Annotated in this window: 7 protein-coding genes; 6 read left to right on the top strand and 1 reads right to left on the bottom strand. The window is 69.3% G+C overall.

All coding sequences use genetic code 11. The annotated features are described in order from the left end of the window. Positions 1-2 precede the first annotated feature (2 nt). From Poly30_RS20245 to Poly30_RS20270, 6 genes are read left to right on the top strand one after another with little or no spacing between them, the layout of a single operon-like run. Positions 3-5,042: an outer membrane protein assembly factor BamB family protein gene (locus Poly30_RS20245; protein WP_145201508.1), complete on the top strand. Its 5,040-nt coding sequence runs from the start codon at positions 3-5 to the stop codon at positions 5,040-5,042. Next, on the top strand, positions 5,039-6,244 hold the full coding sequence (locus Poly30_RS20250; RefSeq protein WP_145201510.1) for a prenyltransferase/squalene oxidase repeat-containing protein: 1,206 nt from the start codon (positions 5,039-5,041) through the stop codon (positions 6,242-6,244). The genes Poly30_RS20245 and Poly30_RS20250 overlap by 4 nt, the downstream gene beginning before the upstream one ends. Then, positions 6,244-8,646, top strand: a complete 2,403-nt coding sequence (locus Poly30_RS20255; protein WP_145201512.1) for a DUF4175 domain-containing protein — start codon at positions 6,244-6,246, stop codon at positions 8,644-8,646. Before Poly30_RS20250 ends, Poly30_RS20255 begins: the two co-directional genes overlap by 1 nt. A 41-nt stretch (positions 8,647-8,687) precedes the next feature. Further along, complete coding sequence (locus tag Poly30_RS20260; protein WP_145201514.1) at positions 8,688-11,912, top strand: hypothetical protein; 3,225 nt, start codon at positions 8,688-8,690, stop codon at positions 11,910-11,912. Positions 11,913-11,926: 14 nt separating this feature from the next. Further along, positions 11,927-12,826, top strand: coding sequence for a hypothetical protein (locus tag Poly30_RS20265; RefSeq protein ID WP_145201516.1), 900 nt, complete (start codon positions 11,927-11,929; stop codon positions 12,824-12,826). 29 nt (positions 12,827-12,855) lie between these two features. Beyond that, the gene (locus Poly30_RS20270) at positions 12,856-14,103 is read left to right on the top strand and encodes a prenyltransferase/squalene oxidase repeat-containing protein (protein WP_145201518.1); all 1,248 of its coding nucleotides are present in this window, start codon (positions 12,856-12,858) and stop codon (positions 14,101-14,103) included. Positions 14,104-14,255: 152 nt separating this feature from the next. On the opposite strand, the gene Poly30_RS20275 is transcribed toward Poly30_RS20270, so the two are convergent. Further along, the gene (locus tag Poly30_RS20275) at positions 14,256-14,744 is read right to left on the bottom strand and encodes a YciE/YciF ferroxidase family protein (protein WP_145201521.1); all 489 of its coding nucleotides are present in this window, start codon (positions 14,742-14,744) and stop codon (positions 14,256-14,258) included. Between the last annotated feature and the right edge of the window lie 59 nt (positions 14,745-14,803).

Here is a 14,803-nt window from a genome sequence, read left to right on the forward strand (position 1 = left end):
GGATGAAGATGGAACTCCAAAGGAACCACGGGATGCCTCGACAGGTGCGTCCTTCGACTCACCGCGCCGTCCCGACCTGGCTTCGGGTCTGCACGGCTCTGTTTCCGATCTTCGCCACTGGCTCGGTCGCGAACGCGGTGCAAAACCCCGGCGCGGCAGGCGTCCAGGAAGAAGCCGATTTCCAGCCTGCGCCGTTCCACCTCTACGACACCCAGGCGGCGCGCGTGAAGGCCGCGGAGGCCACCGAGCACATCGCGGCGGGCCGCTGGTCCGAGGCGCTCGCCGAACTCCAGGCGCTGATCGAGGAACACCGCGGCGAGGTGCTCGGCGCGGCGCGCCCGCAGCCTGACGATGCGCGCAACCCGTCCCAGTCCAACGTCCATGCGGGCGCGGGGATGTGGGCTGTTCGCCAGCTCTTCAGCCTCCCGCCCGAGGGCAAGAAGCTCTATCGAGAGCGCTTCGGACCCCGGGCCGAGGACAACCTGCGCCGGGCCATCGCCGCGAGCGACCGCGGCGCCCTTTCCCGCGTGGCGCGCCGCTGGCCGCTGACGGCCGCCGCGGAGCGCGCCTGGTGGGCCCTCGGCGACCTGGAGGTGGAACTCGGCCACTCCGCCGACGGCGTCCGGGCCTGGGCCCGCGCCGCCGCGATCCACGTCGGCGAACCGATGCGCTCGACGATCACGCGCGACGACTGGCTGATGCTCCGGTCGGACGTGGCCAGCCTTCCCGAGAAAGCCTCGCGGGCGGGCGCGCTCGCGCGGCTCGACCTCGCCCTCGAGCTCGCCGAGTCCCTCGACGGCTCGGCGGGAACCCGCAAGGAGACGGAGGCCAGCTTCGTCAGCGGCCCGGCGACGGGCATCGCCGCCGAGTCCCTCGTCATCAGCACGCCGTTCGGAAGGTCTGGCGTCGGCACCTCGGCAGAGGGCGAGGCGCCCTCTGGATGGGAGCACCCCTACTCGATCCCGGAAGGCCCCTTCCACGGCATCACAGGCTCGAGCCGGCTCTTCCCCAAGCGCGAGGGCGACACGATCTTCTTGAACACGAGCCGCAGCGTCCACGCGATCGATGCGTTCGATGGAGAGGAGCGCTGGTCCATGAACGCGGGGCGGCTGGGATGGAACCGCTACACCGATCGGGAGCTGCGGGACTTCGAGCAGGCCATCGACAAGAGCGAGCATATCGTGAGCCTGGCCGCCAGCCGCGGTGTCGTCGTCGCGCCGCTGCAAATTCCCTGGGTCTACCAGGAGAGCGAGCAGTACAACGATCTGCAGATCATCGAGGTCATCCCGGAACGCAGGCTCGTGGCCCTCGACGCAGCGACCGGCGAAGAGCTCTGGAACACGCTCCCGCCCAAGGATTGGAACGGTGACTCGGGCAGCTTCGCCGAGCGCATGACCGTCGTCGGCCCCCCCACCATCGTCGGAGCGCGCGTCCTCGTTCCGATGGCGCAGCTCCGCGGCAGGATCGAGCTGCACCTCGGCTGCTTCGACCTCGCGACCGGCGACGTCCTCTGGTCGGCTCCCCTCGTCACGGGACAGCGCACGCTCAACATGTTTGGCCGCGCGAACGTCGAGTTCTCCGCGCCGCCCGCGGTGGTCGTCGGGGATACCGCCGTCGTCCTGACCCAGCTCGGCATCGTCGCTGCCGTGGACATCTTCACGGGCGAGACGCGCTGGGACACGGTCTACGAGCAGGTCGTCGTGGCCCCGCCCCAGTACTACTCGCCGGGCTACATGGACAACCGCTGGCGCAACGCTCCGCCGGTCGTCACGGGGAACACGATCGTCGCGGCGCCCTACGACGGCAAGGAGCTGTTCGCGCTCGACCTCGACAGCGGCGCGATGCTCTGGAGCTACGACCAGCGGCGCCTTTCGCTCGACATGAACGTCGAGGTGATCCAGCAGCGCCGCAGGCGCGTCGGCGGCCTCGATATCCTGCTCGGCGCCGACGACCGCCGCGTGATTCTCGGAGGCTCACGGATCGCGTCGATCGAATTCGTGAACGGTGTCAGGAGCGGCCCACCCGCGCGGCTCGACTGGGTTTGGCCCGCGAACGCGCTGCACCAGATGGAGGACGGACTGCCGGTGCTGGACAAGGCGCGGATCTACGTCCCCGCCGGCCAGCGCATCCTGGCGATCGAGCGGGATACCGGGCTCGTCGTGGAGGAATTGGCGGGCCGCATCGGCGTGGGCAACCTGCTCGTGGCGGACGGCATGCTCTTCAGCGCGAACGGGTCGAGCCTCGACGCGCGCTTCCAGTGGCGCGCCATGGTGGAGCGTGCGCGCTCGGCGCTCGCCGGGCCCGGTGCGACCCTCGACGACGCCGCCACGCTCGTGCGCCTCCTGCTGGAGCGAGCGGAGACCACCCTCGGTCGCGGCGGGAACGTGCGCGACGCCCTCGTGCTCCTCGACGAGGCCCGCACGACCATCGTGGATCGCGCCGGTATTCGGACGGAGAGCGCGGGCTCGGCAGCCCCGGAAACTGCGGCCCCGGAAACTGCGGCCGTGGGTGGCGATGCCATCCGTCTGCCGGGGAGCCCGATGGCTGCGGATTCGCTGCGTTCGGACCGCTTCGAAACCCAGGTACTGCTCGGGCAGGCGGAGCGAATGCGCGGGGACGTCAACGCGGCCCGCCAGGCCACGCGCGCTGCCCTCCCGCTCGCAGTCTCCGACGAGCAGGAGCGTCGAGCGCTCCTCACGCTCCACGAGATCGAGCGCTCCCGCGACGTGGCGGCTCGCCGCGAGGTCCTGGGGAGACTGCTGGCGACGCCCCACAGGAACGCCGAGATCGGCGTCCGGACCGACGTGACCCGATCCCGCTGGTCGGAGGCCGCCGCGCTCGGCGCCGTCCTGGACGCGATCAAGACCGGCGTCAGCCCCGAGGCCGTCTGGCACGACCCGTGGTCGGGCCCGGTGTTCGCGATCGATGCCCAGGTGCGCCCGCGCCCGACGCCAGGAGCCTTCCCGGTCCCGGGCGATCTCGCCGAAGCGCAGATCGAATGCGGGCTCTTCGCGAGGATCTCCGAGGTCGAGATCGCGAGGAGCCTTCCAGCCGGCAGCGTCGCGGCACTCAGCCAGGAACTCGAAGCGCTCCATCGAATCCTCCGTGAGTCGCCGAGGGAGAACCTCTTCGGCGTCCAGAGCGGATCCTGGGCGCGCGCTCGAATTCTCGCGCTGCGCGCGATGTACCCCGAGTCGACCGCTCTGGAAAAGTTCGAGGCAGACGCGAGCGTGGCGCTCACCCGCGCGATCGATCAGGCCCGATCGGCCTCCGGCAACACGACGCTGCTCGACGCCATTCCGGAGCTCTACCCTGGATCGAGCGCCGCTGGCCGCGCTGCGGATGTCCGCATCGAGGTCGCGCTCGAGAGTGGTTCCGCCATCGACGTGGCGCAGATCGTGGTCGACTCTCTCCCCGCCAACTGGCACCCGGCGTGGACCACGTCCCGCCAGGCAGAACTCCTCGTCCAGCTCGCCTCCACGCTCGGTGGCGAGGGCAATACGGAGCTGAAGGTCGGGGTGGTGACGAACCTGGCGCGCTACTCCCCTGGACTCGAAATCGAAGGGCCGGGAGGGACGCGCACGACGCTCGCCGAACTGCGGGATCGGTGGACCCAGGAGCGGACCGCCGCGGTCGAGGCGAGCCGGCCGACGGCCCAGGAGCGCGGCTTCACGAGCTCCGCGGTGATGCGCGAGCAGCTGAAGGGAGACTTCACGCTCGTCGAGAAGGGCCAGGTGCTACGACGCACGGACGGCGCGGCTTCGGAGAGCCTCGGGGAGATCGGATACTTCGCCTCCAGCCTCCGGCTGGTGGCTCTGCGCTCCGGCGACGGCGGCGAGCCGCTCTGGCAGCGCTCCGAGTCCCTGACTCTCACGGCTTCCAATCGGCCGCGCCGCGTCGCGCTCTGTGGAGGCTCGTGGCTGATCGTTCAGCGGAACGACGAGGTCGCGTGCCTCGACGCCGCGACAGGCGAAGAACTCTGGACCTTCCGCCAACCGAACCGAATGATCGGCCGGATCGAAGTCGGCGGCGGGATGGTCGTCGTCGTGACGGACCACGCGTCGTCCCGCGACGTCGCCGACGTCCACGGGATCGACGTGGTGAAGGGACTCGAACTCTGGCGGCTCGGTGAGATCGGCGGCAGCTACCACCAGAGCCTCAAGATCGAGACCGGGCGGGTCGTGATGCTGCCGCAGAATCAGCTGCGAGCTGCCGTTCACGACCTCTATACCGGTCACCCGGTCGCGGCGATCGCGACCGGACGGATCCAGGAGAGAATGGCACTCGCCGCGTGGACGGACCGTGGGCACCTCGTCATCCCCCACCTCGGCGGCGCGCACAGCAACGACTTCGCGAACGCCATCGTGGCCTACAACCTCGACGACGGTAAGCCGGCCTGGGCCGTCGACCTCGACCAGCACGGCGGTGGCATCCACGATCTGCTCGGCATCATCGACATGCCCGCTGCCGAGGGCTCGGAGGAGCGCGTTCGGATCGCGATGCTGGAGTCCGTCGAGAAAGGCCGGTCCTCGGGCGGCCTCCTGTACTCGACCTTCAGCCTTCACATCCTGAACGAGCGCCTCGGTGCCCTCGACCAGCGCCCACTCGCCACCATCGACAGCGGTGAGCGACTGGTCGGCATTCGCCATCACAAGCGCATGGAGATCGACTCTCCGCTCCTCGTCGTGCTCGCCGAGGGGGACGCCACGCGCCGGCCGACGATCCGGGCCATCGACCCCAAGCTCGGCCGCATCTGGGAGATCCCGGCGCTCCGGGACCTGCGCATGACGGCGGCCGGCGGGCTGCCCGCGCCCCTCGTGGGCGACGGAACCATGGCACTGATGGTTTCGGAATCACGGCAGAGCGGCAAGCGGTCCACCACCACCGAGACGAAGCTCATGTTCCTGGATGCGCGGTCCGGCACCCTTCTGGAGACCCGCGGTTTCCAGGCGGGCGGTGACATGACGAGTGCCAGGGAGATGGCGGCCTTCGGCTCGTCGCTGGCCATCAGCGGCAAGAGAACCATGGAGATACTGGAATGACCAAAACTTCCCAAGGCGGCGGCTTTCAAGGCCGACTGGCTGGCCTCTTCGGCGGCCTCTTCCTCCTGTCTCCGGGCGCGGCGCCGCTGGTGGCGTCGATCCCAGGTCCTGCCGAGCCGACGCCCTCGGGGGGAGCGGTGGTCGCGGTCGCCCAATCCGATTCCAGCTCGCGCGGAACGTCGTTCGGCGTGCGCATCACCGAGGAGCAGGAGGCGGCCACCGAGAAGGGCCTTCGCTGGCTCGCGGATCACCAGAACGAGGACGGCAGCTGGACGGGCAACATCGGCTACAAGCTGAACGACCGCTACCGCTCGACGCGCGACGGCGACGGGCATGTGGGCGTCACGTCACTCGCTGGCATCGCATTCCTGGCGGGCGGGCACCTGCCTGGCCGCGGCCTGCACGGCCGCACGCTCGACAAGTGCATCGACTACGTTCTCTCTTGCGTGAACGACGACGGCTACATCAGCCGCGGCGGCACGCGGATGTACAGCCACGCGTTCTCGACGCTCTTCCTGGCCGAGGTCTACGGTATGTCGCACCGCGAGGACGTGCGCATCCGTCTCCAGAGGGCGATCGACTTCATCGTGGCGGTGCAGAACGACGAGGGTGGCTGGCGCTACGAGCCGCTCGCGCGCGACTCCGACATGTCGATCGTCGTGTGCCAGGTCCTGGCGCTGCGCGCAGCCCGCAACATCGGGATCCGCGTGCCGAAGTCGACCGTGGACAAGGCCATCCGGTACGTGGTCGATTCCGCCGTGACCGGCAGCGGCGGACAGCGAGACGCATGGATCGGGCTCGGCACGTTCAGCTACCAGCGCCAGGCCCGTTCGCGGACGACGTTCCCGCTCACGGCCGCGGGCGTCACGGCGCTGAACGGCCTCGGCATCTACTCGGACGATCTGATCGATCGCGGCATCGACTTCTTGAACGCCGAGATGGGCCGGTTCAATCATCAGTACGGGATGAACGGCCACTACTTCTTCTGGTACGGCCACTACTACGGCGTCCAGGCGATGTACACGAAGGGCGGAAGCGACTGGGAGAACTACTTCAAGGAGATCCGGTCGTTCCTTCTGCGGCACCAGCAGAGCGACGGTAGGTGGAGGAACGGGGTGGGCCCAGGCGAAGCGTTCAGCACCGCCATGGCCTGCTTGATCCTCGAGATCCCCTACGATTTCCTGCCTATCTTCCACCGCTAATGCCCACCTCGCCTACCTTGCCCTCCGCGCCCCCTGGCACCTCCGGCACCTCGCGCGCGCTGACCCAGGCGCTGACGCCGAACCTCGACCGCCTTCTAGGACGGCTCGGGGCCACGCTGAAGCGCAACATCTGGCTGCACGGACTCGGGACGACGATCGCTGCTGCCGCCGCGTGGCTGCTGTTCATGTACGTCGCTGACCGCATGCTCAAGCTGCCGTCTGCGATCCGCCTCATCCACCTCGCGGTCCTCGTGGGAGGCACGGTCTGGCTGCTGCGGCGAGCTCTGTTCCAGTACTCGCGGCGCGTGCCGAATCGAGCGGGGCTCGCGATGCTCGCGCAGCGCGCGCTGCCGGACGATGTCCCCCACGACGACCGTTTCGTCAGCGCCATCCAGCTGCGCCAGCAGATCGCGGCCGATTCCCCGGGCGCGCCGCTCGTTCAGCGCGTGGCGCGTGATGCCGAAGCCCTCGTTCCGAGGGTCGATCTCGGCAGGGTCACGGACAGCCGCGGCCCGATCGGCCGCGTCGCCGCCGGGCTCGTGGCGGCGAGCGTCGCCGTCGGTGCGCTCGCGTATCAGCCGGCGATGGCGTCGATCTTCGGCCAGCGCCTCTTCGGACAGAACGTTCCGTGGCCGCGCTCCACGACGCTCATCATCGACGTGCCCGAAGGCAACGGCGGCCTCGACGTCCAGCGCCCGTCGGTCGACGTGATCCGGGTGCGCGCGGCCCGCGGGAGCGACGTTCCCATCATGGTCCTCGCGGAGGGCACGGTGCCGGAGATCGTGACGCTGAAGTTCAAGAGCGGCGCCGCGATCGACCTGAGCCCGAGCGGCAAGGACACCTTCCGAACGATGCTGCCGTCCGTCCAGGAGAACATCGAGGTGCGCGCCTACGGCGGCGACGACCAGCGCGGTGCGCAGACGATCGAGATCGAGGTCCTGCAGCCGCCCGACCTCTCCAGCCTGGCGTTCGTGGTCGAGCCGCCCGCGTACTCCGGCCTCCCGGCTCGCACGGAGCGCGACACCGCCATCTCGGTGCTCGCGGGCTCGCGGGTCTCTGTCATCGCGCGCACGGACCCCGAGAACGCGACCGGGCTCGCCCGCACGTTCCCGAACGACGAGGAGATCCAGCTGGAGCGCGTGCCGTTCCCTGTGGCCGAAGCGGCTTCCTCTGGCGACGATCCACCCGCTGCGGCGGTGCTGGGGCTCGGGTTCACGCGCACGGTCGCGGAGTCGATCCGCTTTCGCTTCGAGCTCACCGACGACTCCGGCCTCTCGAACCCGGACCCCGCGCTCTTCGGCATCGAGGTCGTCCCGGATCGCAGGCCCGAGCTGATCACGCTCGAGCCCGGGCGCGCCGAGATCGAGACCATCGCCGGCGGCGCCGTGCCGCTGCGCGTGCTCGTCCGCGATGACTTCGGGCTCGGAGCGTTCCGCTACGAGATCCGCGAGGTCGCGACGGACGAGGTGCTGCGCTCGATGGAACTGCCGCTCGCGGGCGCGCCCGAAGCCCTCGAGGGCCAGGGGCGCGTCGTCCGATCCGCCGGCCTCGCGAGCACGCTCCTCGAGATCAACGGACTTCGTCCTGAAGGCCCGATGGAAGACGGTCAGGTCGTGACGCTGCAGACGTTCGCCCTCGACGCCCGCAGGCCCGAGCCGAACGAGACCCGCTCGGCCCCGGTTCGCCTCCGCGTCGTGAGCGCCGACGAGTTCCTGCGCCGGCAGCGAGACGGCCTCGGCCGCACCGCAGAAGACGTGGGACAGGTCGACACTCGCCTCTCCACCACGCTCACGCGGATGGACGAGTTCACGATGGCGATGGACGGGGACGACGCCGAGGCGCCCGCCCCCGGGGATATCACCGGCCTGGAGAGCGACGCGCGTCGGATGCAGGGCGACCTGATGTCGGTCGGCCGCGAGCTCTCGGGGCTCGCGTCCTCGATGGTCTACGCGCGCATGGATGACCGTGCGGGCGCACTGGAGTCGCGGCTCTTCGAGCTGACGTCCGGCTCCATCGAGCGCAGCTTCCAGCCCGAGATCTGGGAAACGCTGAGCTCCGAGGTGGCATCCGGCCAGCTCGGATCGCCCGACCGGGCGGGGGAACTCGTGCGACTGGTCGGCATGGCGCTGCGCGCGGCAGGCCCCGAGTCCGAGGGCCTCCTGGCTGCCCTGGAAAAGGCGCGCACCGCGGCGGAAGCCGAGTCCCCATTGAATGGCACGCGAACGAGCCTCAAGGAAGCCGTGGCGCGCGCTCGCGCGCTGCGCGCTTCCATCGAGACGCTCATGAACGATCTCGGGGAGTGGGACAACATGCAGGCGATCATCTCGCTGACCCGCGACATCGCGAACCGCCAGAAGAACGTCCTCGAGAAGATCCGCACCGGAGCTGAGTCAGGCAAATGAAGTTCGAACCGCAACGCCCCTCCTCGAATGCGCCCGTGTCCATGACGCTGGCCGCTTCGCTGCTCACGCTGGCCTCTGGCGTTCTGGCACCCGCCGCTGCGGCCCAGGACGGGCCGACCGACACGCGCTGGATCGCGGCGCGCGCCAGCGAGCAGGAGCTCATCCAGCGCCAGATCGTCCAGCTCCGAACGCGCATCTCGAAGCTCGTGCCGCGCTTCGAAGCCGACGGTCGCCCGGAGGCTGCCGCCCTCCTGCGCAAGGCGATCGAGCTGCTCGACGAGCGACCCGAGGACGCGGAGGGACGGACGCTGGAGGAACTCATCGGCACCGCCAACGACGACCTGAAGAGCGGGCGCTACCTCGCCGCGATCGAGCGCGGTGAACGCGTCGTCGCGCGGGTCACGAAGCTGCTCGACATTCTCCAGCGGCGCGATTCCGCCGACAACATCGAGGAGAACCTCGCCGATCTTCGCGAAGTGAAGGAAGCGCTCCAGGAGCTGAGCTCCGAGGAGAAGCAGCTCAAGGAGGACACGCAGAAGCTCCGCGACGAGTCCACCACCGCCGAGCAGCGCGAGATCCAGGATCGGATCCAGGAAGCGCTGGAGGCCCAGCGAGACGAACTCAGGAAGAACGAGAAGTCGGCCCAGGAGTCCGGGCTGTTCGACGCGGAGAAGCTCCTCGACGAACTCCAGGGGCTCACCGAGGAGCAGCGCGAACGCGCCGAGCAGCTGACGAAAGCCAGCGCGGCCGATCGCGCAACGTTGAGCGAGATGCGCCCGCAGCTCGCGAAGGCGCGCTCGGACGAAGCGCGCGCGACAGACCTCGACTCGGCGGCGGAAGCGCTGCGCGAGGCGGCCGCCGAGGCGCGGAGCCAGGCCGGCTCGCAGGAGGAGGCGCGGGCGGACGCACGCGCGTCCGCGGGCCAGCTCGACCAGATGGCCGACAGCCTGGAGCGGAAGGCCGAGATCACGCAGGACGCGGGAATGCGCGCGGCGGCCGAAGAGGTGCGCGAGGCAGCGGCCGCGATGGCCAAGAGCGGAGCGGCGGAGTCGAGCCAGGAAGAGCGCGCGGCGGCAGCGGCGCGGGCGGACGCGAGCGCCGAGGCGCTGGAAGCGATGGCGCGTGAGCGGCGTGAAGCCGCGGACGCGGCGCGCGAGTCGGCGCTCTCGAAGGCGAACGCGCTCGCGACGAAGGCCACCGCGGGCGATCGCACGGACGCGGCGCAGGCGGCGGCCGAGATCGCGGACGACCTGAAGGCGGCGCAGAACGCCTCCGAGGCGCGGGGCCGGTCGGAAGAGCAGGCGGCCGAGGCACAGGCCGGTTCGGAGGCCCAGGCGCAGGCGGACCAGGCGGCCGAGGAGAGCGCAAAGGAAGCCGCTGCGGCGACGACGGAAGCGCTCAGCGCGCTGGACCGTGCGCTCGGTCGAAGCGCGCGCGAAGCGGACGACCTGATGAGCGGGCAGAAGTCGGCGGCGCAGGCGGCGGAACGGCTCGCGGAGAACGCACAGCGCGCGGCGGAGGGTTCGGTGGGCTCGGATCCGCTGGCGGGCGCGGAAGAGGTGGCATCGGCGATCAGCGAGGCGCAGGCCGCGATGGAGCGCGCGTCGGCAGCGGCCGCGGCGGCTTCGAAGGCGGCGCAGGAGGCCGGGCGTCAGGCGGAGCAGGCGGCCAGCGCGGAGAGTTCCAGCGAGCAGGGTTCGCCGCAGCAGGGTTCGCCGCAGCAGGGCTCCCAGCAGGAAGGATCGCAGCAGCAGGGCTCCCAGCAAGAGGGATCCCAGCAGGAAGGATCCCAACAGCAGGGCTCCCCCTCCTCCGAGTCAGGCCCGACAGAACAGGCTGCCGAGGCCCAGGAGCGCGCAGAACAAGCGGCACAGGAAGCTGCCGAGAAACTCGAGCAAGCCACCCAGAAGCTCCAGGAAGCCATCGCGCAAGCGCAGTCCGCTTCGAGCCCCCAGGGCGATCCGGGCCAGAAGGCGCAGGACGCGGCCAAGGCGGCGCAGGAAGCCCTTGCCCGGGAAGCCCAGGCCATCGCCAATGCCACCGAGTCCGCGGCCATGGAACCACAAGCGGCCCAGGAAACCACGGAAGCCCTCGAACGCGCCGCCGAAGCGATGCAGAAGGCCGCCGAGGCCCTCGAGCAGCCCGCCGGGCGCACCGACGCCGCCGAGGCGCAGCGGGAAGCGCTCGATGCCCTGGAGGACGCGGCGCGGAGCGCGGCCGAGGGGGCTCAGCCGCAGACCGAAGCGCAGAAGCAGAAGGCCGAGGAACTCGCTCAGCGCCAGAAGGAGATCGAGAAGAAGCTCCTGGAGCTGGCGCAGCGCAACCAGGAGCGCGAGGGCCTCGACCAGCCGAGCCAGGCGCTCCAGCAGGCCGCGTCGGAAGCCGCGGAGGCAGCCGAGTCCCTCGATCAGCAGCAGCTCGACGAAGCCGTCCAGAACGAAGAGGAGACCGAGCAGAAGATCGAGGAAGCGCTGAAGGACCTCGAGGACGAGGAAGAGAAGTACGAGTCGCTGCGCCAGGAAGAGCTCCTGTTCCGCATCGCCGAAGAGGTCCAGGAGATCCGTGGACTTCACCAGAACGCGATGAACGAGACGCGCGAGGTCGATGCGTCCCGCGAGGGTGAGTCGAAGGTCTCGCGCTCGATGCGGATTCGACTGCGCAACATCGCGCGGGAGGAAGAGGCGCTCGCCAGCCGCATCGACTCGATCGTCGAGGCGATCACGGCCGAGGGGACGCTGGTGTTCGCGGAAGTGCTCGATCGCGCTTCGCGCGATCTGAAGCGCGTCGCGAAGGACCTCGGCGACAGCGGCGACTACGACTCGGGCGAGCGAACCCAGGCCCTGCAGTCGGACGTCGAGAACGGCCTCGGCTGGCTGGAGGACGCGCTCCGTGAGGAACTCGACCGCCGGGCCGAGGAAGAGAAGAAGAAGGACGAGCAGCAACAGCAGCAGGACCAGGGGGAGCGGAAGCAGCAGCTCGTCCCGGACGTGGCAGAGCTGAAGCTCCTGCAGAAGATGGAGACCGAAGTGCTCGATCGCATCGACCAGGTGCGCGAGCTCTATCCGCAGATCGACGCGGGCGAGGACCTCGATCCGCTGATCCGACGCGACCTCCTGCGCCTGGCGACCCGGAGCGAGCGCATCCATCAGCTCTTCAGCGAGATGCGCAGCCGCCTCGGGATCGGCATGGAGGGTCCGGGTGGCCCGAAACCCGATGCCTCCGGCGACGACGGAGCAGAAACGGACGAGCAAGGAGACGACCGATGATCCATAGGAACACCATGGGCAGCAGAACGATCACGAACCGCATCCTCGCCTCGGCAAGCCTGGCGGCGCTACTGTGCGGAAGCGCGGCGGCGACTCCGCAGGACTCCACCGCGCCCCCCATTCAGCCACCGCCTTCCCTGCCCCCTGTGCCACAGGAGAAGGAGAAGCCGGTCGAGCCCCCGAAGGAGAAGGACAAGGACCTGCGCGACCTCGACCCGCTCAAGAGGTCCGAGCCCGCGGGCGCGAGCGAGGAGGAGATGAGGGAGCTGTTCATCAAGGTGGACAAGCGCCTCCAGCGCGTCAGTGAGCTGCTCTTCGAGGCGAGCACCGGCGATAGCTCGCGCTCGTCCGAGATCGGCGCAGCGGGCATCGACGAGCTGATCCGAGAGGCCGAGAACGCGTCCGGTGCCAGCGCGAGCGGCATCGGTCAGATCCTGGAGGCGAGCCGCAGCCAGTCGGAGGCCGCGCGCACCGAGATCGATCGCATCCTGGAGATCGCGGCGCAGCAGGGTCCTCCGGGATCGGGCGGCGGCCAGGGCGGCCCTCCCCCGCCTTCGTCCGGCATGCCGAAGCAGGGCCAGACGCCCGGCGGGAGCCAGCGTGAAGAGAAGGGCGCGTCGCCGGAAGAACAGGGCAAGAAGCCCGGGGAACAGCAGCAGCAGGACCAGCAGCCTGGCGGCAACGAGCCGAAGGGCGGCCAGGAGCAGAAGGGCGGTCCGGATGGGCCGGGCCAACCCCAGCCGAAGTCGGAGACGGGTGAGGCCTCGAACGCGACCGGCAACGAGGAGTGGGGCGACCTGCCGGTCCACCTGCGCAAGACGTTCCAGAACGGAGTGAGCGACGACGTGCCGCCGCGCTACCGCGACTGGGTCGACTCGTACTACAAGCGATTGAACCGACGATCCGGCAAGTAGACGCGCGCTGCGCCCGCTTCGACTCCCCCATGCAGCTCTTCGCTTCGGTGCTGGTAGCTTCGCTGCTGCTGGCCACGACTTCCTCGATGGCGCCCGTGCCTGATCGTCCCCTGATCGCGGGGGTCCAGCGCACTGGTTCCGTCACAGGCTCCTTCACGGAACCCATCGTCGTCGGCCCGAAGATCCAGAGCGGCGCCGACGATCCCGAGCTTCGCCCCTATCCCTCCGAGGGCGACGGCGAGCGCGTCGAGTCGATTCGCCGTGCGCTCGACTGGCTCGCCTCGCGCCAGGAATCGCGCGACGGCTCGATGGCGGTCGGTGACGCGAGCGCGGACAGCCGCGCGCCCCTCGCCATCACGGCGTTCACGGCGCTCGCGTGGATGGCGGGCGGCTCGACGCTCAACCGCGGCCCCCACCAGCAGAACGTCACCCGGGCCATCGAGTACCTGCTCGCCAGCGTCCAGGGCGACGCCGACCCCTACCCCGGCTTCATCGAGGACCAAGGGGACAAGCTCTCACGAACGCACGGCCATGGGCTGGCGACGCTCGCGCTCGCCGAGGCCTACACCGTCTCTCCGGGCACGCCGCTCGGGCGGAAGATCGGCGAGGCGCTGAAGGCTGCGGTGAATCGGATCGAGATCTCCCAGGGCGCCGAGGGTGGCTGGTATTACGAGGCGTACCGTTCGATCCAGCACGAGGGGTCGGTGACGGTCGCGCTTCTGCAGGCGCTGCGTGCCGCCGACGACGTGGGCGTCCACGTGAATCCGGACACGATCGCGCGCGCCGTGGACTACATGGGCAAGCTCCAGATCCTGGAGCTGCGGCAGGGCGAGGACAGCTCGAAGCTCGGCGGCTTCCGCTACGGCCTCGGCGACCCGAAGACGAGCGTGGCCCTAACGGCCGCGGGCCTCGCCACCCTGCAGGCCGCGGGCGTCTACTCAGGTCCCGCGTTCGAGGAGGGCTACGACTACCTGTGGCGCCAGCTGCTGGTGCGAAGCGAAAACCCGATCGGCAACGAGTCCCCCTTCCCCTACTACGAGCGCTTCTACCTGAGCCAGGCCCTCTGGCACCTGCGCGACACGAAACGCTACCGCGCGTGGGCCGAGCCGGAGATGCGCGAACTCCTGGGCCTGCAGCTCGCCAACGGCTCCTGGCAGGATGTGCGCTACGCGAACGGCATGGCCCAGAGAAACCTCTACGGAGCCGTCTACGCCACGGCGTGCAACGTCCTGTTCCTCGCGCTGCCGGACGACACGCTGCCCGTTTTCCACCGGTAGCGCTGCGCGGAGAGGAGAGGATGTACCGCCCTGTTCGGTACCTCCAGGGTCTCACAGCCTGAGCAAAATTCCATTTTGCAGGCTGTTCGTCGTCGCTGGCGCATCCGCTTACGCGGATGCGCGTCGAGCCAGAGCCATTCTTGCTCAGGATCTCAGGCGATCGCGGCCTCGCGATTGATCGCTTTCGCCAGTTTGGTCAGCTTCTTATCGGTCGACTCTTCCTGATCAAGAACCTCCCCGAGGAGCTTCTTCACGTCGGTGAGTCCCAGAACGTCCGCCCACTGGCACATGGTGCCGTAGGTGGCGATCTCGTAATGCTCGACCTTCTGGGCAGCAGCGATCAGGAGAGCGTCGCGCACGCAGCCGGCCTCGTTCTCTTCGATGATCTCTTCGCCTTCTTCGATGAGTCCCTTGATCGCCTCGCAGGTCTTGGCCCGGGGCTTGAGATCAAGAAGGCCGAAGACCTTCTCAAGGTGCTCGACCTGGCCGCGCGTCTCCTCGACGTGGCCCTGAAAGGCGGCGGTCAGTTCTTCGTTCTCTGCGGCTTTCGCCATCTTGGGAATGGCCTTGGTGAGGTGCTTCTCAGCGAAGTAGATGTCTCGGAGGAGGTCGACGAGTGCGGAGTGGAGGTTTTGTGCCATCCCCTAACTGGAAGGCGTGCGGCTAACGCGACCCTCACTCCCCGGTAAATCCCGCCACA

It is taken from the genome of Saltatorellus ferox (genome assembly GCA_007751475.1).
GTDB lineage: Bacteria > Planctomycetota > UBA1135 > UBA1135.

Bases quoted from the DNA above. Each gene is read 5' to 3' on its own strand.
- Poly30_RS20250 (WP_145201510.1), top strand. From the start codon at position 5,039: ATGACCAAAACTTCCCAAGGCGGCGGCTTTCAAGGCCGACTGGCTGGC.
- Poly30_RS20270 (WP_145201518.1), top strand. From the start codon at position 12,856: ATGCAGCTCTTCGCTTCGGTGCTGGTAGCTTCGCTGCTGCTGGCCACG.
- Poly30_RS20255 (WP_145201512.1), top strand. From the start codon at position 6,244: ATGCCCACCTCGCCTACCTTGCCCTCCGCGCCCCCTGGCACCTCCGGC.
- Poly30_RS20265 (WP_145201516.1), top strand. From the start codon at position 11,927: ATGGGCAGCAGAACGATCACGAACCGCATCCTCGCCTCGGCAAGCCTG.
- Poly30_RS20275 (WP_145201521.1), bottom strand. From the start codon at position 14,744: ATGGCACAAAACCTCCACTCCGCACTCGTCGACCTCCTCCGAGACATC.
- Poly30_RS20245 (WP_145201508.1), top strand. From the start codon at position 3: ATGAAGATGGAACTCCAAAGGAACCACGGGATGCCTCGACAGGTGCGT.
- Poly30_RS20260 (WP_145201514.1), top strand. From the start codon at position 8,688: ATGACGCTGGCCGCTTCGCTGCTCACGCTGGCCTCTGGCGTTCTGGCA.